Source organism: Novosphingobium sp. ERN07, assembly GCF_012641335.1.
GTDB lineage: Bacteria > Pseudomonadota > Alphaproteobacteria > Sphingomonadales > Sphingomonadaceae > Novosphingobium.
On the sequence record NZ_JABAID010000016.1, the window covers coordinates 45,755 to 70,598 of the forward strand.

The 24,844-nt window shown below is 62.2% G+C and carries 24 protein-coding genes; 6 read left to right on the top strand and 18 right to left on the bottom strand.

The window, feature by feature from the left end; translation table 11 throughout:
- The first annotated feature begins 82 nt into the window (after positions 1–82).
- On the top strand, positions 83–544 hold the full coding sequence (locus tag HGI47_RS17185; RefSeq protein WP_240950257.1) for a hypothetical protein: 462 nt from the start codon (positions 83–85) through the stop codon (positions 542–544).
- Positions 545–747: 203 nt separating this feature from the next.
- On the opposite strand, the gene parC is transcribed toward HGI47_RS17185, so the two are convergent.
- A complete protein-coding gene (gene parC / locus HGI47_RS17190) occupies positions 748–3,033 on the bottom strand; it encodes a DNA topoisomerase IV subunit A (RefSeq protein WP_168854003.1) in 2,286 nt (761 codons plus the stop codon).
- 98 nt (positions 3,034–3,131) lie between these two features.
- On the opposite strand from parC, the gene HGI47_RS17195 reads away from it, so the two are divergent.
- Positions 3,132–3,656 (top strand): type 1 glutamine amidotransferase domain-containing protein, encoded by a 525-nt coding sequence (locus tag HGI47_RS17195; protein WP_168854004.1) that lies wholly within the window; start codon positions 3,132–3,134, stop codon positions 3,654–3,656.
- An 82-nt stretch (positions 3,657–3,738) separates the two neighbouring features.
- On the opposite strand, the gene HGI47_RS17200 is transcribed toward HGI47_RS17195, so the two are convergent.
- From HGI47_RS17200 to HGI47_RS17220, 5 genes are all read right to left on the bottom strand, one after another.
- On the bottom strand, positions 3,739–4,896 hold the full coding sequence (locus HGI47_RS17200; protein WP_168854005.1) for an iron-containing alcohol dehydrogenase: 1,158 nt from the start codon (positions 4,894–4,896) through the stop codon (positions 3,739–3,741).
- Between the two features lie 136 nt (positions 4,897–5,032).
- Positions 5,033–6,199 carry a mechanosensitive ion channel family protein gene (locus HGI47_RS17205; RefSeq protein ID WP_168854006.1) on the bottom strand — a complete coding sequence of 389 codons (1,167 nt, stop codon included), beginning with the start codon at positions 6,197–6,199 and terminating at the stop codon, positions 5,033–5,035.
- Between the two features lie 38 nt (positions 6,200–6,237).
- Complete coding sequence (locus HGI47_RS17210; protein WP_168854007.1) at positions 6,238–6,570, bottom strand: 2Fe-2S iron-sulfur cluster-binding protein; 333 nt, start codon at positions 6,568–6,570, stop codon at positions 6,238–6,240.
- A 2-nt stretch (positions 6,571–6,572) separates the two neighbouring features.
- Positions 6,573–7,655 (bottom strand): cysteine desulfurase family protein, encoded by a 1,083-nt coding sequence (locus tag HGI47_RS17215; RefSeq protein ID WP_168854008.1) that lies wholly within the window; start codon positions 7,653–7,655, stop codon positions 6,573–6,575.
- Positions 7,652–8,701: a cysteine desulfurase family protein gene (locus tag HGI47_RS17220; protein ID WP_168854009.1), complete on the bottom strand. Its 1,050-nt coding sequence runs from the start codon at positions 8,699–8,701 to the stop codon at positions 7,652–7,654. The genes HGI47_RS17215 and HGI47_RS17220 overlap by 4 nt, the downstream gene beginning before the upstream one ends.
- Positions 8,702–8,826: 125 nt before the next feature.
- Between HGI47_RS17220 and HGI47_RS17225 the strand changes: the two genes are divergently transcribed.
- On the top strand, positions 8,827–9,483 hold the full coding sequence (locus HGI47_RS17225) for an alpha/beta hydrolase (RefSeq protein ID WP_168854010.1): 657 nt from the start codon (positions 8,827–8,829) through the stop codon (positions 9,481–9,483).
- Positions 9,484–9,537: 54 nt separating this feature from the next.
- On the opposite strand, the gene HGI47_RS17230 is transcribed toward HGI47_RS17225, so the two are convergent.
- From HGI47_RS17230 to HGI47_RS17245, 4 genes are all read right to left on the bottom strand, one after another.
- On the bottom strand, positions 9,538–10,374 hold the full coding sequence (locus HGI47_RS17230) for an SDR family oxidoreductase (RefSeq protein ID WP_168854011.1): 837 nt from the start codon (positions 10,372–10,374) through the stop codon (positions 9,538–9,540).
- A 13-nt stretch (positions 10,375–10,387) separates the two neighbouring features.
- Positions 10,388–11,857 carry an aldehyde dehydrogenase gene (locus HGI47_RS17235; protein ID WP_168854012.1) on the bottom strand — a complete coding sequence of 490 codons (1,470 nt, stop codon included), beginning with the start codon at positions 11,855–11,857 and terminating at the stop codon, positions 10,388–10,390.
- A gap of 14 nt (positions 11,858–11,871) precedes the next feature.
- Positions 11,872–12,279, bottom strand: coding sequence for a ketosteroid isomerase family protein (locus HGI47_RS17240; protein WP_168854013.1), 408 nt, complete (start codon positions 12,277–12,279; stop codon positions 11,872–11,874).
- 130 nt (positions 12,280–12,409) lie between these two features.
- Positions 12,410–14,743 carry a TonB-dependent receptor gene (locus tag HGI47_RS17245; RefSeq protein ID WP_168854014.1) on the bottom strand — a complete coding sequence of 778 codons (2,334 nt, stop codon included), beginning with the start codon at positions 14,741–14,743 and terminating at the stop codon, positions 12,410–12,412.
- Between the two features lie 174 nt (positions 14,744–14,917).
- Here HGI47_RS17245 and HGI47_RS17250 point away from each other — a divergent pair, with 174 nt between their 5' ends.
- On the top strand, positions 14,918–15,397 hold the full coding sequence (locus HGI47_RS17250) for a MarR family winged helix-turn-helix transcriptional regulator (RefSeq protein WP_168854015.1): 480 nt from the start codon (positions 14,918–14,920) through the stop codon (positions 15,395–15,397).
- Between the two features lie 6 nt (positions 15,398–15,403).
- Here the strand turns inward: HGI47_RS17250 and HGI47_RS17255 are convergent, their stop codons facing one another.
- Positions 15,404–16,135 (bottom strand): nuclear transport factor 2 family protein, encoded by a 732-nt coding sequence (locus tag HGI47_RS17255; RefSeq protein ID WP_168854016.1) that lies wholly within the window; start codon positions 16,133–16,135, stop codon positions 15,404–15,406.
- 68 nt (positions 16,136–16,203) lie between these two features.
- On the opposite strand from HGI47_RS17255, the gene HGI47_RS17260 reads away from it, so the two are divergent.
- Together HGI47_RS17260 and HGI47_RS17265 are read left to right on the top strand one after the other, a co-directional pair.
- Complete coding sequence (locus tag HGI47_RS17260) at positions 16,204–17,121, top strand: SDR family oxidoreductase (protein WP_240950258.1); 918 nt, start codon at positions 16,204–16,206, stop codon at positions 17,119–17,121.
- An 80-nt stretch (positions 17,122–17,201) separates the two neighbouring features.
- Positions 17,202–18,065, top strand: coding sequence for a dienelactone hydrolase family protein (locus tag HGI47_RS17265; protein ID WP_168854017.1), 864 nt, complete (start codon positions 17,202–17,204; stop codon positions 18,063–18,065).
- 89 nt (positions 18,066–18,154) lie between these two features.
- Here the strand turns inward: HGI47_RS17265 and HGI47_RS17270 are convergent, their stop codons facing one another.
- From HGI47_RS17270 to HGI47_RS17300, 7 genes are all read right to left on the bottom strand, one after another.
- Complete coding sequence (locus HGI47_RS17270; RefSeq protein ID WP_168854018.1) at positions 18,155–18,793, bottom strand: hypothetical protein; 639 nt, start codon at positions 18,791–18,793, stop codon at positions 18,155–18,157.
- Positions 18,794–19,140: 347 nt separating this feature from the next.
- Positions 19,141–20,058, bottom strand: coding sequence for an SDR family oxidoreductase (locus HGI47_RS17275; RefSeq protein WP_168854019.1), 918 nt, complete (start codon positions 20,056–20,058; stop codon positions 19,141–19,143).
- A 2-nt stretch (positions 20,059–20,060) separates the two neighbouring features.
- A complete protein-coding gene (locus HGI47_RS17280; RefSeq protein WP_168854020.1) occupies positions 20,061–21,539 on the bottom strand; it encodes a carotenoid oxygenase family protein in 1,479 nt (492 codons plus the stop codon).
- Between the two features lie 57 nt (positions 21,540–21,596).
- Positions 21,597–22,385, bottom strand: coding sequence for a CmcJ/NvfI family oxidoreductase (locus tag HGI47_RS17285; protein WP_168854021.1), 789 nt, complete (start codon positions 22,383–22,385; stop codon positions 21,597–21,599).
- A 110-nt stretch (positions 22,386–22,495) separates the two neighbouring features.
- On the bottom strand, positions 22,496–22,909 hold the full coding sequence (locus tag HGI47_RS17290) for a VOC family protein (protein WP_168854022.1): 414 nt from the start codon (positions 22,907–22,909) through the stop codon (positions 22,496–22,498).
- 130 nt (positions 22,910–23,039) lie between these two features.
- Complete coding sequence (locus HGI47_RS17295) at positions 23,040–23,984, bottom strand: Gfo/Idh/MocA family oxidoreductase (RefSeq protein WP_168854023.1); 945 nt, start codon at positions 23,982–23,984, stop codon at positions 23,040–23,042.
- A 17-nt stretch (positions 23,985–24,001) separates the two neighbouring features.
- A complete protein-coding gene (locus tag HGI47_RS17300) occupies positions 24,002–24,844 on the bottom strand; it encodes a class III extradiol dioxygenase subunit beta (RefSeq protein ID WP_168854024.1) in 843 nt (280 codons plus the stop codon).

The following is a 24,844-nucleotide window of genomic DNA, read 5'->3' on the forward strand; positions in this document are numbered from 1 at the left end:
GGAAGGATCACACTTCTCTTCCCCCCTCCCGCAGGCGGGAGGGGCCTGGGGTGGGTTTCAACGGTTCACCGACAGCGCACATGTGGCGCACGATGATCTGGTCGATCAACTTCTTGTGAGCGGTGGCTTTCTGGATTTTGGACCTAAAAGCTGCCGTTGCGGTGACGACGCCATTGCCGTCATCAAGCGGCGATGGCAAAAAAAGTGGATGAAGAACGTCCAAATCATCGATGGCGCAATCAACGCGACCTTCAGCATCTTCCAAGCAACCGATGAAGAGTTCTCGATCATCTTTCCTGATGGAAGGGACATTGAGGTTGCAGATGATCTAGTTGAACGCGTGGGGGAAGTTGAAGCCAGCAGGGTGCTTGCGCCACTCTGGCAGCGTCCAATTCTTAAACGCGACGCGATGGGTATCCACGGCACGCTCTATTATGGCGCAAAGGAGCGCAGAGAGTTTCTGCCGCCCTCCCGACGAGAAGTTGATTGGGACGAAACCTGTGTGAACGAGGCGCAAAGAGCGCTTTTTCGCGCGCACCAATAGCGGCAGCAAACCACCCACAATCAGCCGCTCAACCGCAAACAAAAATTCCCCAAAACCCACCGTCACCCCGGGCTTGCCCCGGGGTCCCGCTTTTCCGTTGGCCATCAGCGGGATCGCCACCCTTGCGCGAGGGGAGCGGGCCCCGGGTCAAGCCCGGGATGACGAGGTGTGGTGGTTCGGCACGAGCGAGTATCCCCTCACCCTCAGAACTTGTTATCCCGCGGAAACCCGTTCGGCGGCAGTCTGCCCGCTGCGCCGCGCGCGACCTTCCACGGCAGCAGGTCCTTCTCCACCCGCGTGCGCCCGCTGTCGCCGCCCATCGCCCATGACAGCCCGTCTTCCAGCCGCAGCGTAATGACGTCGGCCATTTCGCCGTCCTTGTAGCGTTGCAGCGTCACGCCTTGCCCCTTGGCGAGGATCGGCACTTCGGACAGGGCAAAGATCACCAGCTTGCGGTTCTCACCAATCACCGCGACATGATCGTGCTCGGCTGCAATCTCGCGCACCACGGCCAGCTTCACGCCTGGCTTGGTCGAAACCACGCCGCGCCCTTTGCGCGTTTCGGCCAGCAGTTCGTCCATCTCGGCAGCAAAGCCACGCCCGGTGTTGGCCGCCAGCAGCAATTGCCCCTTGGGCTTGTAGACCACGACGCTGACGATCTGCGCATCGGAATCGATGTCGACCATCGTCCTGATCGGTTCGCCAAAGCCGCGCGCGCCGGGCAGTTTGTCGGCCCCCAGCGTATAGAACCGCCCATTGTCCACCGCCACCAACAGCTTGTCGGTGGTCTGGCAGTGGAAGGCAAAGGCCGGGCCATCGCCCTCCTTGAACTTGAAGTCGCCGTCCAATGGCACATGCCCCTTGGCCGCCCTGATCCAGCCCTTGGCGGAAAGGATCACCGTCACCGGCTCCTTCTCGATCATCGCGTCCATGCTGAATTCGCGCGTCGGCGCGGCTTCGGCAATCGTCGTGCGCCGCCGCCCCAGCACGGTATCCTCGGCATAGTCCTTGCGCAGCGCATTCAGATCGCGCTTCAGCCGCGTGCGCTGGCGGGCCGGGCTGTCGAGCAGCTTCTGCAATTCGTCCTGCTCGGCCAGAAGCGCATCGCGCTCCTTGCGCAGCTCCATTTCCTCAAGCTTGCGCAAGGAACGCAGCCGCATGTTGAGGATCGCTTCGGCCTGCCGGTCGGTCAGCGCGAACTCGGCCATCATCACCGGCTTCGGCTCATCCTCGGTGCGGATGATCTCGATGATCCGGTCAAGATTGAGGTAGGCAATGATATAGCCTTCGAGCAGTTCGAGCCGCGCGGCGATCTTGTCCAGCCGGTGCTGCGAACGGCGCAGCAGGATGTCGATCTGGCTGATCACCCATTCCTGCAACACCAGCTTCAGCCCCAGCACGCCGGGCGTCCGATGCGAATCCAGCACGTTGAGGTTGAGGCCGAACCGCGTTTCCAGATCGGTCAGCTTGTAGAGCGATTCCTTCAGCAATTCGGGATCGATGTTCCGGCTCTTGGGCACCAGCACGAGCCGAATCTGCTCATCGCTTTCATCACGCACGTCTTCAAGGATGGGCAGCTTCTTGTCGGCGATAAGCTGCGCGATCTGTTCGATCAGTTTGCTCTTCTGCACCATGTAAGGGATTTCGGAGACGACAAGCTGCCATTGCCCGCCACCCAGCTTTTCGATCCCCGTCTCTTCCCAGTTTCCCGCATCGTCACGCCCGGTAGAGAACCGCCCGCGCACGCGGATCGCCCCGCGCCCGGTTTCATAGGCGTTCGAGATGACCGCCGGACTATCCACGATCACGCCGCCGGTCGGCAGGTCCGGCCCGTGGAACACTTCCATCAACTGGCTGTGTTCAGCGTGCGGATTGTCGATCAGCAGCAGCGTGGCATCGATGATCTCGGCCACGTTGTGGCTGGGGATGTTGGTGGCCATGCCCACCGCGATCCCGCTGGAACCATTGGCCAGAAGGTTCGGGAACAGACCCGGAAAGATCTCCGGCTCCTCGTCCTCACCGTTATAGGTCGGCACGAAGTTCACCGTGCCTTCGTCCAACCCGGCCATAAGCTGCATCGCCGTGCGCGTCAGCCGCGCTTCGGTATAGCGATAGGCGGCGGCATTATCGCCATCGATATTGCCGAAGTTGCCCTGCCCCTCAACCAGCGGATAGCGGAGCGACCAATCCTGCGCCAAACGCACCATCGCATCATAGACGCTGGCATCGCCGTGCGGGTGATACTTGCCGATCACATCGCCCACCACGCGCGCCGACTTCTTGTAGGCATCGGTCGGGTTGAGCTTCAACTGCCGCATCGCCCACAGCAGGCGGCGGTGCACCGGCTTCAACCCGTCGCGCAGATCGGGCAGCGACCGCGCGGTGATCGTGCTGAGCGCATAGACCAGATAGCGCTCTGACAGCGCGGAATCGAACGGGGCATCGACGATGGCGTCGAACGGATCGGGTTCTGTGATGTCAGTCGGCATGGTTGGAACGTCCTAGCAACACGATTGCCGGAGCGAAAGCCAAGGAACATCCGCAGTCCCCGGCAATTGTAGGGATATTCTGAACAAAGGAGATCCACATGACCAAGCGCGTCCTCATCGTCGCGACCGACGGCTTCGAGCAGTCCGAACTCGAAGGGCCGAAGAAGGCGCTGGAAGACGCTGGCATCGAAACCGTGGTTGCCAGCCTGAAATCCGGATCGATCACCGGCTGGAAGGACAAGAACTGGGGCGATGCCGTGGCGGTCAACATGACCATCGATGAGGTGGAAGCGACCGACTATGATGCCCTGTTGCTCCCCGGCGGGCAGATGAACCCGGACATCCTGCGCATGGAAGACTCGGTCATCGATCTGGTCAACGATTTCGACGATCTGGACAAACCGATCGCCGCCATCTGCCACGCACCCTGGTTGCTGGTCGAAGCCGATATTGTCGATGGTCGCACCGTCACCGGCTGGCCCTCGATCCGCGTGGATCTCGCCAACGCCGGAGCCGATGTGGTGGACGAGGAAGTCGTCGTCCACGGCAACCTCATCACCAGCCGCAACCCGGACGACATTCCGGCGTTTTCAAAAGCGTTGATTGCAGCGCTGGCGGACTGATCGGAAGCAGCCAAAAAGCCCTCTCCCCTTCAGGGGAGAGGGTTGGGTGTGGGGGCCATCAGCAAAAAACCACCCCCTCCCCTCACCCAAACACCTCTGCATAAAGCCGCTCGATCTCTCCGGCATCCGCCACACGCGGATTGTTTCCCGGCGAGCCAGAAGCAATCGCCTGCCGCGCCATTTCGGGCGCCACTTCCAACCAGCGCTCCTGCGAAATCCCGTGGCTGCGCGGCGTCGGCACCGAAAGATCGCAATTGAGCGCCGCCAGTTCTTCGAGCAACCGCGCGACCGCCGCCTGATCACCCTCGGCCTCTCCCGCCACCCCCATCGCCCGCGCACAATCGGCATAGCGCCCCAGCGCCGAAGCGGCTGAAAACGCCGTCACCGCAGGCAGCAGCATCGCGTTGGAAAGCCCGTGCGGCACATGGAAGAAAGCTCCCACCGGGCGGCTCATCCCATGCACCAGCGCCACGCTGGCGTTCGAAAAGGCAATCCCCGCATGATGCGCGCCCACCATCATCGCTTCGCGCGCGGCGCGATTGCCCGGCTCGGCACAAGCCGTGCGGATATTGGGCGCAATCAACTTCATCGCAGAGATCGCCATCGCATCAGAAAACGGATTGGCCTTCTTCGAAACATAGGCCTCAATCGCATGGGTCAGCGAATCGATACCGGTATCCGCCGTCAGCCGCGCGGGCTTACCCATCGTCAGTTCGAAATCGACGATTGCAATAGTGGGCAGGAACGCCAACCCGGCACAGAGCATCTTCTCGCTCGTCGCTTCGTCGGTGACGATGGTGAACTTCGTCGCCTCAGATCCCGTCCCCGCAGTGGTCGGCACGGCAATGATCGGCAAGCCGCCGTCATCGGTCTGCACCGGAGCCTTCAACGAGGGGATGGGCCGGGGATTTAGCGCAATCGCCGCGATGACCTTTGCGGTATCGATCGGGCTGCCCCCACCAAAGCCGATCACGCAATCGCTGCCGCTCCACACCAGCGCATCCAGAGCCTTTTCCACCACCGCCACGGTCGGATCAGGCACGGTGTCCGAAAACAAAGTGACCGCCATCCCCGCCGCTTCCAGCACGCCGACAAGCTTCGCCGCCATGCCGCTTTGCACCAGAAAACCGTCGGTCACCACGAACGGCCGGTTAAACCCGCATTGCCCCATAGCCGCAGGCAGTTCCGCCAGCGCACCGCCGCCCACCCTGATAATACGCGGAAGATTGATCGCCGCCATCTGCACCCTCTATTCAAAACTTGCCCCATCGGACCGCAAAATGCGTTTCCGGGCAAGCTATCAAAAAGAGCGCTGGCAAAAGAGCAGCCACACCGGACACGCTTGGCGCCCCCGCTTTCGCGAGGGAGCACAGCCTTTAGTCCTGCGTCAGACGATCCGCTTGCATAGGCATAACCGCGCCATCGGGATAAGGCATGATCAGCGTGCCATCGGGTGCCGCCGTGTAGGACGTTTGCGTCGGATAGGCCAGACTGATGCCCTCTGCCGCAAAGCGCTCCATGATCGCCACCAGCAGCCGGTCGCGGGTCGGATGTGCCACGCCCCAGTCCGCGCCCGGCACGTCGACGATGAACGCAAAATCCAGCGAACTCGCCCCAAAAGCCTCAAAACCGGCGCGCGAAACCTTCACGCCCTCGGCCTCGCCCATCTCCTTCAGCATAGCCGGTATGCGCGCCAGCGTTTCCGGCTTCGTCTCATAAGTCACGCCCAGCATGAAGCTCAGGCGGATGTGATGGCGCACGGTCACATTGCGGATTTCCTTGTCCAGCAAGTTCTTGTTGGAAACGATGAGCAGTTCACCGGTGAACAGCCGCACGCGCGTGGTGCGCATTCCGATCTGCTCCACCGTGCCGCTTGTCTCGCCCCAGCCAATGTTGTCGCCCACCTTGAACGGGCGGTCGAACAGGATCGAAACGCCTGCAAACAGATCGGAAAAGATGCCCTGCGCAGCCAGACCGATGGCGATGCCGCCAATGCCCAGACCGGCAACCAAGCCCGCCACGTTCACGCCCAGATTGCCCAGGATCAGCACCAGCGCGATGGCAAAGACAAGGAAAGTCACCAGCGCGCGTATGATGCTCATGGCAGATGTCAGTGCGCCATTGGCGTGCTGCGCGCCGCCCGCACGATGCTCCACCACGCCCAGCACCACCTCGCGCACCCAGATGGCGGCCTGTACGGTCATGCCGATGGTGAACAGGAACGTGATCGTCCGATCCAGCCAAAGCGGCGCGCCAGCATAGTTGTCGACGATCTTCGCGGAAAGGATGACAAGGAACCAGAACTTGGTCCGTGCCGCCAGCCGCCCAAGAATCGTGCGCCAGCTAACCAATGCCTCGCCTTCGCGGCAAAAGCGCTGCGCCATTTTCTGCGCGGTCAGCAGCACGAGCACGATGGCCGCCGCAACGCCGACAGCTATGGCGATGCGCAGCCAATTCTCGGCTATCCAGCCACTGGTTTCGGCTACAAGCAGTTCAGGGTTGGCAGAAAAAGCGGACGGAGAAGCGCTGGGGGAAACTTGCATATCGTTCTGAAAGCCTCAGAACGCAGCAGGTTCCCGAGTTAGCGCCCCTGCATATCCCGCGCTTCATCGGGCACATGAACGACCAGCCCGTCCAGCGCATCGGTCAGTTCTATCTGGCAGGACAGTCGGCTGGTACGGGTCACCCCGGCGGCCAGATCGAGCATGTCTTCTTCATCATCCACGGCGGGCGGCAACTTGTCGAACCAATCGGGCGCCACGATCACGTGGCAGGTGGAACAGGCCATCTGGCCTTCGCAGGTGCCTTCCAGCGGCATCCCGGCATTCTGGCCCACTTCCAGCAGGCGCTGCCCCGGCTTGGCCTTCGTCGCGACCTTTTCCCCCTTGGCGGTGACGAACGTGATGCTGACCATGCCTAAATGACTCCCTGCGCCCGTGCCGCGGCGTTGATCGCCGCTGCCGCCTGTTCGAGTTCATCATCCCCAGTATAGCGTCCGAAACCGATGCGGATCGCGGTTTTGCTATCCCTGTCCGAAAGTCCAAGCGCGCGCAAGACATGGCTTGGTCTGCCAGAGCCGCTGGCGCAGGCCGAACCTGCTGAAAATGCAATGTTGCGGCATTCTGACAACAGTCTGCCAACATCCAGACCGGGCAGCCGCAGATTGAGATTCCCATGCCAGCGATCGATAGCGCTGCCGTTCAGTGTCCACCCGTCGAACAGCGTGCGCGCCTTGGTCCACAGCTTTTCCACATGACGTTGGTCCGTTTCCAACAGACTTGTGCACAGCGCAGCCGCCGCGCCGAACCCGGCGCAGTGCGCAGGGGAAAGCGTGCCCGACCGCAGCCCGCCCTCTTGCCCGCCGCCGTGGATCAGGGGGGCCAGCGTCACCCCATCGCGCACCCACAACGCGCCGATCCCCTTGGGTCCGTAAAGCTTGTGCGCCGATATCGCGATCAGGTCCGCCCCTTCAGGCGCGGCAATCTTCCCCGCACCCTGCACCGCATCGCACAGGAACAGAGCGCCCATTTCCTTTGCGCGGCGAGCGAGCGCCTCGACCGGCTGCACCGTCCCGATCTCGTTGTTCACCTGCAGCACGGCAACAAGGCCACATCCACCGGGAATCGCTACATCGGGATCGACCAACCCCGCCCCGTCCACCGGCAGCACCTCCACTTCAGAATCGAGGAACCGCGCGGTATCCAGCACGGCTGCGTGTTCAATCGCGCTCACCGCCAACCGCTTCGCGCCAGACCCTGCCAGCGCCAGATTTATCGCCTCGGTCGCGCCAGAAGTGAACACCACGCGCCCGCCGGGAGGCAAGAGCGCCGCCACTTGCGCCCGCGCCACTTCCACCGCCGCCGCCGCCGCCCGGCCCGCGCGGTGCGGACTGTGCGGATTGGCAAAGCCCGGCTCGCCAGGCCCTGCCAGCCACGGCAGCATCGCTGCGCGCGCTTCCGGCGCAAGCGGGGTCGTCGCCTGATAATCGAGGTATATCAACCGCGTATTTCCTTCCACACGGCCACAAATCGCGCGATATCCGCTTCGGTCGTCTCGCGCCCGATGGACACGCGGATCACTTCGCCGGGGTGGGCATAGCCCATCGCGGTCAGCACATGGCTGGCCTTCAGCGAGCCGGACGAGCAGGCGCTGCCCGCCGAAACCGCAACGCCCGCGCCATCGAAGCGGATCAGTTGCGCCGCGCTCGATTTGCCGGGCATTCGATAGGCCGCGATGGTCGGGCTGCGCGGCGATTCTCCGCCCACAATTTCCGCCCCGTTTTCAAGCAGTTGGTTCGTAAGCGATTCCCGCAAAGCTGAAGCGGACTTGAGCCATCCATTCCCCGCCTCCAGCGCCGCCACCATGCCTAGCACCAGCGGCAAGGCCTCGGTCCCACCACGATAGCCGCGCTCCTGACCGCCGCTCGGCTCAAGCAGCGCGTAATCGCGCACCAGCAGCGCGCCACCGCCAACAGGACCGCCGAATTTGTGCGCCGAAAGCACCACCATGTCCGCCTCGGCGGGAATGTCCAACTTGCCCGCCCCTTGCGCGGCATCGCAGAGCAGCACCCCTCCGGCGGCGTGAACCACCTCGGCAATTTGCGCGATGTCTTGCACCACGCCAGTCTCGCTGTTGACCTGCTGAACCACCACTAGCGGTCGCTTGGTGTCGTCTAGGTGCATCTTGGTGCTGTTCAGGATTACCAGCCCATCCGGCCCCACATCCAGCCTTTGCGCACCCCCCGCAGCGCGCAAAGCCGCGTCATGTTCCACTGCAGAAACAAATACTTGCGCGCACTTCGCACGCCCGATGCCCAGCGCCAGAGCCTCGCTTGCGCCGCTGGTGAAGATCACCTCCCCCTGCCACCTAAGCAGCGCCTTGCATTTCGCCCGCGCCCCCTCCAACGCCGCCCTTGCCGCGCGCCCAGCCGCGTGCGGGCTGGATGGGTTGGCCCAGATCCGCCACCCCTCCTGCATCGCCGCCAAAGCTTCTGGCAAAAGCGGCGTAGTGGCGGCGTGATCGAGATAGATCGGATTTGCTGGCAACTTGAATCCCGGAAATGCGTGGAAAGATTGCTTTCGAAGGGTTGGTTTCTATATAGCCATCAACGCAATTCCCAGCCCCGGCATTTCGTGCCGTGCGGCCAGACCACAGGATTACCGGACAGGCAATGCCCGCAGTCATTTTCCCCGGCCCCGAAGGCCGTCTCGAAGGCCGTTTCCAGCCCGCCACCCGCCCGCGCGCACCGGTCGCCATGATCCTGCACCCGCACCCGCAGGCGGGCGGCACGATGAACGATCGCATCACGCAAGCGATGTACAAGACCTTCGTCGCGCGCGGCTTTGCTACGCTGCGCTTCAACTTCCGGGGTGTTGGCCGCTCGCAAGGGTCGTTTGACAACGGCATCGGTGAACTGTCCGATGCCGCCGCCGCGCTCGACTGGGTGCAGTCGATCCACCCCGAAGCGAGCACGACATGGATCGCGGGCTATTCGTTCGGCGCGCTGATCGGGATGCAATTGCTGATGCGCCGCCCTGAGATTCGCGGCTTCATCTCGGTTGCCCCGCCGGCCAACATGTATGATTTCAGCTTCTTGGCCCCCTGCCCCGCATCGGGCATCATCGTGCAGGGCACCGCGGACACGGTGGTAACGCCCAACGCCGTGCAGAAGCTGGTCGACAAGCTGCGCACGCAAAAGCACATCACCATCCACCATGATGAAGTGCCCCGCGCCAACCACTTCTTCGAAAACGAGATGGATGAGATGATGCGCGCGGTAGACAACTACCTCGATATGCGCCTGTCGCCGGATTGCCCGATCCGCTGATCCAGCGTCGGTCCGAACAAAACCCTCGCCCTTTCCGGCGGGGGTTTTTGTTTGTCACAACACGAAGTGATCCCCCGCCGCACGCACAGTGACTTCCGCAATCGAAACGCCCCAAGGCTGATCTATGGCGTGGATCACCGCATCGGCAATGTGTTCGGGCGCAAGGCTGGCGTAATCCATCGCTTCGGGATCGAGCCGTTCCGCCGGGAACGTGCCTTCCGCCATCTGGCCGACCATTTCGATGAAATCGGGCATGTTGTGCGCAACGATGCCAATGCCCGCCGCCTGATTGACCACCGTGCCAGACAGGCCGGTTGAAGGAACGCCGGTGGGCTTGATCGTCGTCACCTTGATCCGGCCACGACTTTCCACACGCAGCGATTCCGACAGGAAGTTCACCGCCGATTTGGACGCGCCATAGACCGCCGCGCCGACCACCGGGAAATTCCCGTAGATCGACGAGATGTTGATGATCTGCCCACGTCCCGCCGCGATCATCGGGTCATAGGCTGCGACCATGCCATTGAGCACACCCTTGATATTGATGTCGATGCAGCGCTCCCATGCCGGGTAAGCCGCTTCGTGATCGGAAAAGAACGCCAGCGGCATGATGCCCGCATTGTTGACCATCACATCGACCGCGCCGAACGCATCCATCGCGCTGGCAACCAGCGCCTTCATCGCGGCCAGATCGCGCACGTCAACCTGGGCTGCCTGCGCCTTCCCGCCGGACGCAGCGATTTCGTCGGCCACTACCTGCGCGGCACCAAGATCGATATCGCCGCAGGTTACGCTTGCCCCCAGCGCCGCAGCCTTGCGCGCTACCAAGCTGCCAAAGCCCCCGCCTGCGCCGGTGATGACGATGGATTTGCCCGCAATGTGGCCGGCCATATGCTCTCCTGTATCAAAGCTCTTTCGGCATTCCGTCGATCAGGATGGTCTTCATTTCCATGTAGGGGAAGAGGCCTTCTGGCCCGCCTTCGCGACCGATGCCCGATTGCTTGAACCCGCCAAAGGGCAGGCCGAAATCCATGCGCAAACCATTCTGGCCAAAGCCGCCGGTGCGCACGCGGCGCGCGATGCGATAGGCGGCGTCTGCGTCGGTCGTCAGCACCGAACCGTTGAGGCCATAGGCGCTGGCATTGGCAGTGCGGATCGCGTCTTCCTCGTCCTCAACCGGGATCAGGCTTAGCACCGGCCCGAAGATTTCCTCCTGCGCGATGCGGCTTTCGTTCTTCACGTTGGCGAATAGCGTGGGTTCGATGAAGTAGCCCTGGTTGAGATGCGAAGGACGCCCGCCCCCGGTGACGAGATCGGCGGTAGCCTTGCCCTCTTCGATATACATTTCAATGCGTTCAAGCTGGCGCTTCATCGCCACGGGGCCAAGCTGGGCCTGCGGATCATCCGAATGGCCGATGCGCACCTGCTGCATTTCGGCGGCGATGGCCGCGGCCAGTTCGTCATGCCGATGGCGCGGGACGATCACGCGACTGAGCATCGCGCAGACCTGCCCCGACATCATGGTGATGGTGCCGGTCAGCATCTTTGCCGCCGCTTCTATCGGAAAATCATCGCGGATGATCGCGGCGGATTTGCCGCCCAGTTCCAGCGTGCAACGCGCCATGCGCGCGCCGCAGACCGAAGCGATGCGTTTGCCTGCCACGGTCGAACCGGTGAACGAAACCTTGTCCACGCCTTCGTTGCAGACGAGGTGGTCGCTCGCTTCGCGATGGCCGGTGACGAGATTGACCACGCCCGCCGGAATGCCCGCCGCCTCTGCCGCCTCGGCAATGATATAGGCTTCCAGCGGCGTTTCAGGCGATGGCTTCATGATCACGGCACAGCCGGTGAGCAGCGCATAGGCGACCTTGTTGGCCATGATGCCGAACGGCCCGTTCCACGGCGCGATGGCGGCGACCACGCCGACTGGTTCATAGGCGATCAGCGCCGTGTCCGCCGCATGGCTTGGGCGGCGTTCGACAAATTCGAACTGCTCTGCAAAGCCCGCAATCTGGCCAAGTGCCATCACGCTGCCACCGTGCATCGGCCCGGCGAACGAGGCGAGGCCGCCCATCTGCGCGGTCCAAGCCTTTGCCAGTTCAGGCACGCGCGTTTCCAGATGCGCGATCATGCGGCGGAACGCGGCAATCCGCTCGGCGGCCGGCGTTGCGGGCCACGGCCCGTTATCGAACGCTTCGCGTGCGGCGGCGACGGCAGCGTCCATGTCCGCTTCGTCCGCCTCTGCCACGCGGCCGACGACCTGTTCGGTGTTGGGCGAGATGAGATCGATCATACGACCGGAATGGGCTAGCACCCAGCGCCCGCCGATATAAAGCTTGTCGGGATGGGCGACGTTTATGCCTTCGGGAGTCATCTTGGGTTGTCCTCTCACGCCGGATGTTGGGGAGCCAGCGCGCATTCGACGCGCTCGATCAGGCTGTCCTTGATCGTATAGAATATGAATTGCCGCATTTCCTGCACCTCGCCCACCGCAATCGGGAAGAAGCCATGCAGACCCCGCGCATCAAGCGCTTCGCGGGTGAGCGCCTTGACGCCCTCAACCCGGATCACGGCATCGATGGCGGTGAGCGTTTCAGAGGCGGCAAAGTTCAGCACGCGCACACTTTCCTTCACGTGATCGTGCAGGAAAGCGTAGAAATCCTTCAGCGCCTGCCGCGAACGGATTTCGACGCCAAAGAAGGTCATCAGCGGCGGATCGACATAGAAATCGGCCACCGCATCATAATCCTTCGCGTTGAACGCGGCGACATAGCGGTCGTAATCCGTGCGGCTCAACAAGCACTCTCTCCCCACGCGGCCGGATTCGGCTCGCAGGCACAACGCTAACATTTGATATTATTTGCGCCAATAGAAAAAGGGGCGGCCGTTACCGACCGCCCCCGTTCCCTCATGAACCTTGCAAGGATCAGAAGCGCTTTTGCACCGTGACTGCCCATTCGCGCGGACGACCCACCTGGCTGTAGGCGGTGCCGGTGAACGAATAGACCGCCGCAAAGCGGAAGGGCGTATAGTACTCGTCGAACACGTTCTGCACTTCGAGCGAGATCGACAGGTCTTCTTCCGCATTGCGCCACGTCAGACGGGCGTTGGCGATGTCGTAAGCGTTGAAGTATTCGATCGGCAAACCCGCAGCGATGCGGCCTGCGCTGAGGCGCCCGGTGTGGGCATAGTCAAAGCGCGGGGTAAGCGATCCGGCATCGCCGAGTTCGGCGCGATACTGGATGCCAGCGCTCCACTTCCAGTTCGGCGTCACGATCGGATCGCTGAGCAGGATTGCGTTGCCCACGCGCGGGTCGATGTTCTTGTATTCGCCGGTCAGATGGCTGACCGAGCCGTCGATATCGAGCCCGGGGATCGGCGAGGCCTGGAACTCAACCTCGAAGCCCTTGATCTGGCCGTTGCCTGCGTTCTGACGCGCGCCGCATGGCGCGTTCGAGCCCAGCGACGCACACGAGATCAGCGGAAGCTGGATATCGTTGTAGTCGTTGATGAAGCCCGCAATGTTCAGGCGCAGCTTGCGATCAAACAGGTCGGTCTTGAGGCCTGCTTCATAGGCGGTCACAGTCTCGGGATCGAAGCTGCCGTTCAGCGCCTGTGCGGCGTCGAACGGACGAGCGGTCACACCGCCGCCCTTAAAGCCGGTGCCCACGGTGACATAGGCCAGCACTTCCGGGCTGAAGCGGTAGTCTGCCGAGATGCGCCAGTCGACCTTGTCACCCTTGTAGGTTGCGGTTACGCCATCCAGCGCGCCGAGGAAGATCGAGCGGGTACCATCGTAGTTCTTGCGAACGAACGTGTAGTCCTTGCTTTCTTCGGTGTAGCGCAGGCCGCCGGTCAGCGTCATGCCTTCGATGGGACGGGCGATGACAGTGCCGAACACGGCCTTGCTGTCAGCATTGACCGGATCGTTGCCGAGGAACTGGAAGTTCAGGCCGGGCGCGATGTAGCGAATGTCCTGACGGGTGAAATAGACCGAACGCTGATCGGAGTAGAAGCCGCCCAGAGTGAAGTCGATATTGTCACCCAGCTTGCCGTTCAGGCGCAGTTCCTGGCTGAAGAACCAGAATTTCAGATCGTTGTAGCCTTGGCCAGCAATGGCGAGATCGGGGGTGAAATCGTCGTCAGTGCCCCACTTCTGGCGATAGTTGCGATAGGCGGTGATCGACTGGACATTGAGCGAATCGCTGAGGCCGACCGTCATGTTGGCGGAGAAGCCATAGCCATCGAACGTCAGCCGGTTGGGCATGTCATAGCCCTGCCCAACGAAACCGCCAGCTGGCGCATAGAAGTTCGCGTAAGTGCAGAAGCGACCGCAGGCATATGCCGGAGTGATGCGCGCAGGATTGATCAGCGAGATCACTTCTGCGGCGTTGGTGCGCTCTTCGTGCGTGTAGTCACCAATGATGACCAGATCGAAATTGTCGCTGGGATTATAGCGCAGCGAGCCGCGCAGGCCTGCATAGCCCTTTTCGCCCAGCTTATCGATCACGCAATCCTGCCCGGAGCTGGGACGCGCAGTGATGCCCTGCGGGTTGCCGGGGTTGGCGCAGCCATAGTCGAGCTGATCGACGTAGCCATTCTGGCGCTTGTAAACGCCTGAAACGCGGGCAAAGAGATCATCGGTCAGCACGAAGTTGGCGCTGCCACGGATATCCACGCGGTTGCGGCTGCCGTAGACCGCTTCGACCATGCCGGTGTTTTCGTCGGTCGGCTTCTTCGAAAACAGCTTGATCGCGCCGCCGATGGCATTGCGGCCCGTGAGCGTGCCCTGCGGGCCGCGCAGCACTTCTACGCGCTCCAGATCAAGCAGGTCGAAAATCGAGCCGGTCAGCGTGGCGTAGTAGACATCGTCGACATAGAGGCCGACGCCGGGTTCATACGCGGGGTTGAAGTCGAACTGGCCAACGCCGCGGATCGCCGCGCCGAGCGAGGAGCCATAGGCACCGCCCATCGCGTTAAGCTGCACGTTGGGAGCCTGCTGTGCGATCTGCGCGATATCGGTCTGGTTGCGCGAGGCCAGCAGCGTGGCATCGACCGCCGTGATCGAAAGCGGCGTGTCCTGCAGGCGCTGTTCGCGGAATTGCGCAGTGACGACGATCTCGCGCGATGATTCTGGCGTGGTGGATTCAGCCTGCGCATCCTGCGCGACCGCCGGCATGGCGATGGAAAGTGTTAGCGCAGCAAGGCTTCCTGCGGCAAGAAGGCGCACGTGTGACGTGGTACGTGTTGATTTGGCCATAGCCCCTCTCCTGAATGGTCCTCTTCGGAACCAGCTGATGTTTGTTAGTAAGACATACTAATTAGCGCATTGCAAGTCTAACATTTGCGCTTGTTGTGAGGTGTTGAAAGTGATGCAGATTTCCCACAGTTGGGCACTTGCCCCGCCGCGCCAACGCAGCGATAGACTGGCCCGATGACTGTTGACCCCGCGATCACGAACGCTTCTGCAAGCTCCGACTTCGATGGCAACGTGGGCTTGCTGATCGATCTTTTGAAGCTTGGCACTTTCATCGGCACCCCGATGCGCGAAGGCGTGGCCGACCCGCTGGGGCTGACCACCACCGACCTGCGCATCGTGCTGGCGTTGGGCGGCGAGGGCGAGCTGGCCGGACATGACCTTTCGGAAATCATGGGCGTGCCGCCGATGAACGTAAGCCGCGCGATTGCTGCCCTCAGCGCACGCGGCCTTGTGGAGCCGGGAAAGAACCAGACCAACCGCAGGCGCAAGCCGGTGCGGTTGACCGATGCAGGCCAAGCCCTGTTCGACCAGACCTTGCCCGCGATGGAGCGCGTCGGCGCAGACCTTTTCAAGGGCGTGCCCCAGCGTGATCGCGATGCCTTCCGCCGCGTGGCGGCAGCGGTGCTCGCCCGGATCGGACGCTGGGGCGGGTAACAAGGCTCAGGGCCACTTCTTCTGCAGCTTGGTGAAATCCCCCACGGCAAAGCTGTGGGCCAGCACCGGATGTGCAAAGCTCATCGGCACTTCGGCGCGGTGCGGCCAGGTCTGGCGCACTTGCGTATCGGGCAGGATGCGGTCCGGGCCGATGGGGTTTTCCGGGAAGCACTGCGCGGCGGGCTGAAGATGCGCAACGGTCTTTGACCAGCCGGTTTCGTAATCGGCCTGCCACTGCATCATGTAGTCCAGCCGCTGAATCTTCCAGACGTCGTCTTCCTTCACATAGTCATTCTCATACATGCCGCTTTCCCAGAATTGCTGCGGCATTCCTTCGGGCTTGTCCTTCAGGATATCGTCATGCCAGCCCCCCGCGAGGATGCCCCGAAAGCGGCCCTTGGCGGTCTGCCCATCGGGCGCGATGGTGATCACGTCCTGCAACTGGAAATGGTCGAGCAGCAGCCCATGCACCGGCCCGCGACGGCCACCGGTGAACAGGTTCTGGAACCACGTGCCGTAAAGCCGCATCACCCCTTCGTAGCCGACGTATTCGCCAGAAAGGAAAACGACCGCGCCGTCCTTGGCGAACAGACCCGCCACTTCTTCGGGCCGGTTGTAATCGATGTAATAGCCATAGGCCCATTGCAGGCGGCGAATCGCGTTCAGGTCTTCCAGTTCGGTCACACGCGCTTCGAGCGCGGCCAAGCGGGATTCTGTAGAGGACTCCGGGCTGCTCATTTCGACTCTCCCAATTCTATAATTTGTATGTGATACTAACAATTGAGAGAATGATTGCGAGAGGAAAAATGATGGGCTGGAAAGGACAGGTGGCCTTCGTCACCGGCGGCGTCACCGGGATCGGACTGGGCGTGGCGCAGGCGCTGAGCGATGCCGGGCTGCGGGTGGCGCTGAGCTATCGCAACGAGGATCACCGCGTGCAAACAGCCGAATGGTTTGCCGCCAATGGCCGCGAAGCGCCGCTGTTCGTAAAGCTCGACGTGACCGATCGCGCCGCCTTTGCCGCTGCGGCAGAGCAGGTCGAATCGCACTTCGGCGCGGTGCATGTGCTGGTGAACAACGCAGGCGTCAGCGTGTTCGGCCCGACCGACGAGGCCAGCTATGCCGACTACGACTGGATCATGGGCGTGAACTTTGGCGGCGTGGTCAACGGTGTGGTCAGCTTCCTGCCGAAGATCAAGGCGGCAAGCGGATTGCGCCATGTGGTGAACGTGGCGTCGATGGCGGCGTTTCTGCCGGGGCCGCAAGCGGGGATTTATACCGCCAGCAAATTTGCCGTGCGCGGGCTGACCGACTCGCTGCGCTACAACCTTGCCCCGCACGACATCGGCTGTTCACTGTGCTGCCCGGCACTGACGCGCACCAATGCGTGGGATTCGGCGCTCAAGCGGCCCGACGACTTCGCGCAAAGCGGCTTTGCCCCGGCTGACCGCAGCGAGCTTGAACAGTTCGGCAGCGCGTTCGAAGCGGGGATGGACCCGTATGAAGTGGGCCAAAAGGTCTTTCGCGGCATGGCCCGCAACGATGGCCTGATCCTGACGCACCCGGAATTTCAGGACGACTTCCGCGAGATCTACGAAAAGTCGGTGGCCGCGCTGCCGCAGGAGGAAGCGCCGCCGGAGCGTTTGCACATCGAACGGCTGCGGCGTGAGGCGATGAAGGCGGCGGAAGCGGGGCAGATTATCCGGCTGGATGATCTGACCTGAAAGGCACGCACCAAGGCGCTTGCAGCACTCCGCCGCCCCGCTATCGTGCCGCGCGGACGGACAACGCGACGAGGTGCCCCATGTGCGACGAAATCACCGAGCAGGAAAACGCCCTCTGGTTCAGCAGGCGCCAGTTCGCCAGCGTAGGCGCGGGCGCCGCCGCGCTGGCAGCCCTGCCCGGCTGCGCCACTACGGCAACTGACGGCAAAACCAAGAGCCGCACTGTCATCATCGACACGCCCGATGGCAAGGCCGATGCCTTCTTCGTCCATCCTGCCAAGGGCAAGCACGCCGCCGTTATCATGTGGCCCGACATTGCGGGCCTGCGCGATGCCTACAAGACGATGGGCACCCAGCTTGCCGAAGCGGGTTATGCCGTGCTGGTGGTGAACCAGTATTACCGCTCCAGCCCCGCCCCGATCCTCGGCTCGCTGATGGAATGGCGCACGCCGCCGGGGCAGGAAAAGCTGAAGCCCATGATCGCCGCGATCACGCCTGCGGGTACGGTGTCAGACGCTGCGGCCTTCGTGAAATGGCTCGACATGCAGGCAGAGGTCGACACCAAGAAGAAGATCGGTTCGTGCGGCTATTGCATGGGCGGCCCCTTCACCGTGCGCACCGCCTTCGCCAATCCTGACCGCGTGGGCGCGGCAGCCTCGTTCCACGGCGGCGGCCTTGTCGGCGATACGCCCGAAAGCCCGAACAACCTGCTGGCCAAGACCAAAGCCGCCTACCTCATCGCCATCGCCCAGAACGACGACGAACGCGCACCGGACGACAAGGTGAAGTTCCGCGCTGCGGCAGATGCTGCGGGACGCCCTGCGGAGATCGAGGTTTATCCCGCCCAGCACGGCTGGTGCACGCTGGACGCGCCGGTTTATGACAAGGTGCAGGCCGACAGGGCTTGGGGGCGGATGCTGGCGTTGTATCAGGCGAATTTGTGAGGGTTTGGGGCGGCGGCTTTTGGCTTTGTTGAGGCTGAAAGCTTCCGTTCCGGTTACGACCACACTACGTACATCCGCTTGCGGCGGCATCACCTGTTTGCTGTCGTTCCAGAGAAGTCTAATGCGGGATGCAATCGCTTCAATTCTTTAATGGAAATGCAGTTTCCGGCTCTTTCGCATCGGTCCCACTCCGCGTCTGCTTCCGCTTTTGACATCGGCGGAGGCGGTGCCTCGACCATCTTCATTGAAATGGGCCGATCTACTACAATCAAATGAGCCGATGCTCCCATGTGGCCGTAACTTCCTTTGAACATCGTCCTCCTGCCGATAAATCGGACTTCGTAAAGGGCGCCAACCTCGCCCTGCATTAACCGGGTTTCCAACCACACTCGATCTTCCACCGAGTCGAAGTGACACATTTCGGCAGGCCTCGCGCAGAACTGCGAGCCCTCGAAATCGTTGCGCCACAGCCCATGCCATTCTTCTGCCGGTAGCATTTTGACGCATTCGTCGATTGGTAAGAAAGAGATGACAGCGTCGCCGTCTTCCATCTCTTCCACCGCGCATGGGTAAGGTCTGCCCGCAATACCTTCGCCGCTTTCAGCAACCTGTCTATCAACTGGATCGATATAGGCCTCGGGCGGTGTCTCCTGAGCGCTGGCGGTGAAGCATGACACAACGCCAACAATCACAACAAGCGCGCCGCTGAATTTCTGGAGCATGTTCATCACCTGTTCGTAGGGCAGTCTATACTTCTTCCTCAAGCCTGCAACGCGAGACTGCTCGTCCGCTCCCCACCCATTTCACGCCGTTCCGTCAGTTTCAGACAAATCCCAAAACCTGCCGTCTCCCCGGGCTTGCCCCGGGGTCCCGCTGTGCTTTTGCTGCCTCGCGATTTTGCGCAAACCGCACGAAGAAAAGCGGGGTCCCGGGTCAAGCCCGGGACGACGTTGTGGGGTGATCCTTAGCCCCTTCCTCTTCAGAGGAGGGGGTTGGGGGTGGTGGCGATACGGGGCGACGGTGCCGGAACAGCACCACCCCCCGGCCCCCTCCGTGCAAGAGGAGGGGGAGAAACTCACGCCCCTCGCAGCATCTCTGCGTTTTCCTCGATCATCTGGCGGACCGAGCGCGCCTTGCGGCCGGTCAGGCGCTCCACATCATCGCTGCAGAGTTCCAGAAACCCTTCGCGGATGGCCTGGCCGAAGGTCACCATATCGTCGCTGTTCCAGGGAATGCCATTCACTTCGCTGTCGTCCACCGGGCGACGGGGGATGCCCATTGCGTCGAACATCGCGTATTGGCCTTCGTCATCCAGCGAGACGTATTCCACCGGGCGACCCGCAACCTCAGCCATAATCGCACAAACCTCTTCGAAGGTCTGCAGTTCGGGGCCGGTGATGTTGTAGGTCTGGTTTTCGTGTCCCTCGCCAGTCAGCACGGCGACGGCGCTTTCGATGCAGTCATCTCGCCAGACCATCGCCTCGCGGCCCTGCCCGGCGTTGGAGAACCACTTGCCGCTCTGCATCACGCCGGGGCCGGCCATCAGGATCATCGCATCGGCATAATGGGCATCGCGCAGCATCGTCCACGCACAGCCGCTGGCCTTCATCAGGGCTTCGGTTTCGATATGATCGTGCCGCACCTCGGCGGGGTTGGCGGGGTCGTCTATGCCGATGAAGCTGGTGTAGACGATGTGCTTCACGCCACCTGCAGCAGCCGCATCGATTGCCGCCTTGTGCTGAACCACCCTCGCGCCGACGCGGGTGCCGGAGATCAGCAGCATCTTGTCAGCGCCCTGCACGGCTGCGGCCAAGGTTTCCGGCTTGTCGAAATCGCCATAGCGCACGGTGCATCCCTGCGCGGCGCGGTCTGCCAGTTTCTCCGGCTTGCGGGTAATCAGGATCAGGTCTTGCGCCCGTCCCATCGCCAAAAGCCTGTCGGTCACGCCCCGGCCATAGTTGCCCGAAGCCCCTGTGATAACGATCTTCGCCATAGTCAAAGCGCGTCCAACTGTGCCTGCGGCACCCACCAGCCGTGCACTTGCGGGCGCAACCGCGCAGGGATGTGGACCTTGGCCACGGCGCCTGCCGCAATGTTCCCGGCATCCACCACCCATGCTTCATGCACGAACTGGTTGTCGCCAATCTGCTGATCCATGATGAACACCAGCCAGCCCTCCTTTGCGGGATCAGCGGCGGGCACATGCACCGGCTCGTTGAACCCGGCCATCGGCGGCAGGGCGAGCGCATTCGTCACTTGCGGCGCAGGCGTGTCCATCCCGTCCAACCGCAGCAGCATGTTGAAGCTGACGCCCACCGGCCCTGCGAACAGCGGCGGCCCTTGCAATTGCGGGTTCATCGAAAGCATGAAGCCGGTCTTGTAAGGTCGGCCCTGCAGCTTCGCCGGGATCACCGGGAAATCACCGGGCGGGCCGATGATGGTTTCCGTCACTTCGCCGCCATCAGCCTTCGGATCGACCGTCCAGCGGGTCAACGCGCCGACCACATCCTGCGGCCCCATCTGGATGCCGGAAGGTTCGCGGATGAAGGCAAAGGCGTTGGTATTGTTCAGGCAGGCATCGAAGTGGAGCATACCATCGGCATCCTCCCACGCATTCATCATGTGATAGGAATGGCAGCCCTTCGGCCCCTTGAACCACTTGATCTCACTAACGTCGCCGTAGCGCGGCATCACGCCCAGCCATGATTCCAGTTCAGGCTCATGATGCCAATGCTCGCCGCCTGCTTTCAACCGGTCAAGGTCTGCCGTCGTCGGATAGATCGGGAACAGCGCGTAGTTCTTGCTGATCGTGAAATCGTGCATCATCGCGCAATAGGGCGCGTCGAACCACTGTTCGCTTTTCAGCGCGCCATCCGGCCCGACCACGCAATAGGCGACCTTGGTGGAAGCCTGCCCATCGGCCTCGTAGCCGTAGAAGAACAGTTCGCCCGTTTCGGCATCGATCCGCACATGCGCGGTCATCGTTTCGCTCTTCAGCGCGCCGCCGAAATCATACGACCCGATGGTATCCAGCGTCCTGGGATCGACGCGATAGGGGCGGCCATCTTCCTTGGCCATCAGCATCCGGCCCGCGTGCCAGACCGGCGTGGTGTTGGCCACGGTGCGGTCCACGCCCTGCACTGAGGCATCATCGGTGAACGGGTTGCGATACTTGCCGAACAGCGCCTTTCCAGCGGCCTTTTCCGCCTTGTAGCGGGCGGTTTCGACGAACTTCAGCAGGAAATCCGCGGTGCCATCATCGTTGAAGGACAGGCGGCTGATCATGCCATCTCCCGACAGCGTGTGGTCGGTTTCGAACATCGGCGGAAACGCGGGATCGGGTACGGCGCGATAGAAGCTGCCGCGCACTTCTGCGGGCAGATCGCCTTCCACTTTCAGCCCGCGCAAGTCCACTTCCTGCCCGACCGGCTCATTCGCGCCCATGAAATAGATCGTCTGCGGATACACGCCCATCACCAAACCCTAACCCTATCATTTGTTACGGTATGTGTAGCGTATTCGCGGCCCGGATCAAGCCCACCAATAAGCCGTCGCGCGCATTTCGATGCTGACGCGCGGGGGCGCATCGGCGGGGCAATTTGGCAGATCAAACGCCACGTGCGGGACGTGATGGGCGCGGGTCGGGTCGCTGTCGTTGGTCTTGAACAGCACGGCTTCATCGATGCGCATATCGGGGAACCAGTGCCAGCGGTGCGCCGGGTTGTGCGCCACCACCAACCCTTCGAACGACCATTCGGGCTTGCCCGGTTCATCGAACACCGCCGTCGCTTCTATCAGATCGGCGGGCGCGATGCTGCGCGCATCGCAGAACGCCAGCGGCACGTCCTGCGGCGGCGGCGATATGGCGCGCCATACGTTGTAGGCGGCGCAACGCAGGAAAGGCCGCCCGTTCGCGCCGCGCGTGGCGAATTGCTCCGCTGTCAGGTCGGAAATGTCGATATGGGCAAAGCGCGCGGGCATCGAATTGTTGAGGCTCCCGGCCTTGCCGCTCCTTTCCGAAAAGCGCAGCAACCCCGGCGCGCCAACGTGGACGAAATCCGCCCCGGTCTGCGCCTGCACCAGTTCCTCAACCTCATGGCAGTGGATGCGGGACACCTGCTCGCGGTCGGCAAAGTCGGTCACGGCGCTTTTGTGCGCAATGATCTGAAAGCCTTCGCGGTCAATCGTCGTGCCTGCCACCCGCGCATCGTGCATGGGCATGGAGACGGGCGCAATATCCACCTCGTCCTTTTCATGCGCATTGGCGTAATAAATCGGGCGGGCGAACTTGCGCCCCGAATAGGCGATCAGCGCTTCCATCATGCTCTCCTCGCGCGGTTGACTTAAGCAATCGTCGCGTCGGGAAAGCACGCTACAGCGGCGCGCACATCATAACAATGGTTAGAATTTCCGCAGGGCCTACAATGCGCTCACCCCCTATTCGCGGCAAGCCATGCGGGGTCGGGCGCGATACGCTGCACGATCTCGATCACCGTCCCCGCTGGTCCCGCAATCTGGAAGCGGCGCTGGCCCCAAGGCTCGTCCACCAGCGGTTTGATCAGGGCAACGCCCGCCCCGCCCAGCCGCGCTGCTTCCCCTTCAGCATCGTCCACAAGCAAGGCAATCATCACCGCATCCGCCGCCCGCCCTCGCTGTGCCTCAGGCGCAGAGGGATGATCGGCATCTAGCAGATCGAGGAAGAAGCCCGGAATACCGGGATGCTGAAGGCTGACAAACCAGTCCAGTTCGGCGCAGGCGGCAAAGCCCAGATGACGGACGAACAGGTCGGCGTCCTGCCGTGGCGTTCGGGTCAGGATAACAGTGCCAAGCCCGTTCGCTTGCATGGGTTCACCTCTTCGTGGCCGGTTTCACGTCCAACCCGTTTCGCGCCGTGCCGGTTCCCATAACAGGCAAGGCCCCGGACATCACAGCGGATATCCGGGGCCTTGAATTTGGCGGCAATGCGCTGTGGTATCAGCCCTTGGCCAATTGGGTTTCCAGTTCGCCCAGCACGCGGTAGCAGTCGAACACCTTCTGCACCGAGCTGTTGGGTTCGCGGCATTCGCGGATCGCGGCGATGAATTCGCGGTCCTGCAGTTCGATGCCGTTCATCGAAACGTCCACCTTCGACACGTCGATCGGCTCTTCCTTGCCGTTCACCAGATCGTCATAGCGGGCGATATAGGTCGCGGTATCGCCGATATAGCGAAAGAACGTGCCCAGCGGCCCATCGTTGTTGAACGACAGCGACAGCGTGCAGATCGCGCCGCTTTCACTCTTCAACTGGATCGACATGTCCATCGCAATGCCCAGTTCCGGGTGGATCGGGCCTTCAACAGCATTGGCCTTCACGATCTTGCCCGCCTGATAGGCGAACAGGTCAACCGTGTGCGCGGCGTGGTGCCACAGCAGGTGATCGGTCCACGAACGCGCTTCGCCCTTGGCGTTGATGTTCTTGCGGCGGAAGAAGTAGGTCTGCACGTCCATCTGCTGGACGTTGAACTCGCCTGCCTTGATCCGGTTGTGCACGAACTGGTGGCTGGGGTTGAAGCGGCGGGTGTGGCCAACCATGCAGACTTTGCCGGTCTCTTCCTGCACGCGCAGCACTTCCTGAGAATCCGCCCAGCTATCGGCCAGGGGGATCTCCACCTGAACGTGCTTGCCCGCCTTCATGCAGGCGATGGCCTGCGAAGCGTGCATCTGCGTGGGCGTGCACAGGATCACGGCGTCCACGTCGTCGCGCGCCAGCGCGTCTTCCAGTTCGGTGGACGAATGCTTCGCGCCATACTTTGCGGCCACGGCAGCGGCCTGTTCGCCAGTGCGGCTGATGATCGAGGTGATTTCGACGCCGTCGATGTTCTTCAGGCCGTCGAGATGCTTTTCACCGAAGGCGCCAGCCCCGGCCAATGCGATACGCATGGGATTGCTCCTGTAGATCAGTCTGCGGGTTCGAGCACGATATGCCCGATCGCCGTGTTGCTGCACGGAATGTGGTAGTGGCGGTTGAGACGCTTGACCGTCTTGCCCAGCGCGCCGCGCATGATCAGCCACATCACCATTTCGATGCCTTCGCTGCCGGTCTCGCGCAGATATTCGATATGCTGGATGTGGCGCACATCGTCATTGTCCGATTCCAGCAGGTCGAGGAACTTGTTGTCCCACTCGCGGTTGAGCAACCCTGCACGCGGCCCCTGCAACTGGTGGCTCATGCCGCCGGTGCCCCAGATCTGCACGTTGAGGTCTTCGGGGAAGCTTTCCACCGCGCGGGCAATCGCCTCGCCCAGCGCCCAGCAGCGGTTGCCCGATGGCACCGGATAAGTCACGACATTCACCGCCAGCGGCACGACCTTGACCGGCCACTTTTCAGGCTGGCCGAACATCATCGAAAGCGGCACCGTCAGCCCGTGGTCCACGTCCATCTCGTTGATGATGGTCATGTCGAAATCATCAAGGATCAGGCTCTGCGCAATGTGCCAGGCAAGGTCGGCGTGGCCTTCCACGTCGGGCACAGGGCGCGGCCCCCAGCCTTCGTCGGCGCTCTTGTAGTGTTCGCCGCAGCCGATTGCGAAAGTCGGGATGATGTTCGCATCGAACGCCGATGCGTGGTCGTTATAGACCAGGATCACCACATCGGGCTTTTCCTCTTTTTCCCATTCGCGGGTCCATTCGTAACCCTTGAAGATCGGGCCGAAATAATCGTCCTGCCACTTGCCCTGATCGACAGCGACACCCAGCAGCGGAACGTGGCTGGAGCCTACGCCAGCGGTAATCTTGGCCAT

What these genes read in the sequence shown, in the direction of transcription:
- HGI47_RS17265 (WP_168854017.1), top strand. Translation starts at nt 17,202, where the DNA reads ATGTGCGACGAAATCACCGAGCAGGAAAACGCCCTCTGGTTCAGCAGG.
- HGI47_RS17205 (WP_168854006.1), bottom strand. Translation starts at nt 6,199, where the DNA reads ATGCAAGTTTCCCCCAGCGCTTCTCCGTCCGCTTTTTCTGCCAACCCT.
- HGI47_RS17200 (WP_168854005.1), bottom strand. Translation starts at nt 4,896, where the DNA reads ATGGCGGCGATCAATCTTCCGCGTATTATCAGGGTGGGCGGCGGTGCG.
- HGI47_RS17245 (WP_168854014.1), bottom strand. Translation starts at nt 14,743, where the DNA reads ATGGCCAAATCAACACGTACCACGTCACACGTGCGCCTTCTTGCCGCA.
- HGI47_RS17230 (WP_168854011.1), bottom strand. Translation starts at nt 10,374, where the DNA reads ATGGCCGGCCACATTGCGGGCAAATCCATCGTCATCACCGGCGCAGGC.
- HGI47_RS17290 (WP_168854022.1), bottom strand. Translation starts at nt 22,909, where the DNA reads ATGCAAGCGAACGGGCTTGGCACTGTTATCCTGACCCGAACGCCACGG.
- HGI47_RS17235 (WP_168854012.1), bottom strand. Translation starts at nt 11,857, where the DNA reads ATGACTCCCGAAGGCATAAACGTCGCCCATCCCGACAAGCTTTATATC.
- HGI47_RS17210 (WP_168854007.1), bottom strand. Translation starts at nt 6,570, where the DNA reads ATGGTCAGCATCACGTTCGTCACCGCCAAGGGGGAAAAGGTCGCGACG.
- parC (WP_168854003.1), bottom strand. Translation starts at nt 3,033, where the DNA reads ATGCCGACTGACATCACAGAACCCGATCCGTTCGACGCCATCGTCGAT.
- HGI47_RS17275 (WP_168854019.1), bottom strand. Translation starts at nt 20,058, where the DNA reads ATGGCGAAGATCGTTATCACAGGGGCTTCGGGCAACTATGGCCGGGGC.
- HGI47_RS17225 (WP_168854010.1), top strand. Translation starts at nt 8,827, where the DNA reads ATGCCCGCAGTCATTTTCCCCGGCCCCGAAGGCCGTCTCGAAGGCCGT.
- HGI47_RS17280 (WP_168854020.1), bottom strand. Translation starts at nt 21,539, where the DNA reads ATGGGCGTGTATCCGCAGACGATCTATTTCATGGGCGCGAATGAGCCG.
- HGI47_RS17285 (WP_168854021.1), bottom strand. Translation starts at nt 22,385, where the DNA reads ATGGAAGCGCTGATCGCCTATTCGGGGCGCAAGTTCGCCCGCCCGATT.
- HGI47_RS17300 (WP_168854024.1), bottom strand. Translation starts at nt 24,844, where the DNA reads ATGGCCAAGATTACCGCTGGCGTAGGCTCCAGCCACGTTCCGCTGCTG.
- HGI47_RS17270 (WP_168854018.1), bottom strand. Translation starts at nt 18,793, where the DNA reads ATGAACATGCTCCAGAAATTCAGCGGCGCGCTTGTTGTGATTGTTGGC.
- HGI47_RS17255 (WP_168854016.1), bottom strand. Translation starts at nt 16,135, where the DNA reads ATGAGCAGCCCGGAGTCCTCTACAGAATCCCGCTTGGCCGCGCTCGAA.
- HGI47_RS17260 (WP_240950258.1), top strand. Translation starts at nt 16,204, where the DNA reads ATGATGGGCTGGAAAGGACAGGTGGCCTTCGTCACCGGCGGCGTCACC.
- HGI47_RS17195 (WP_168854004.1), top strand. Translation starts at nt 3,132, where the DNA reads ATGACCAAGCGCGTCCTCATCGTCGCGACCGACGGCTTCGAGCAGTCC.
- HGI47_RS17295 (WP_168854023.1), bottom strand. Translation starts at nt 23,984, where the DNA reads ATGCGTATCGCATTGGCCGGGGCTGGCGCCTTCGGTGAAAAGCATCTC.
- HGI47_RS17250 (WP_168854015.1), top strand. Translation starts at nt 14,918, where the DNA reads ATGACTGTTGACCCCGCGATCACGAACGCTTCTGCAAGCTCCGACTTC.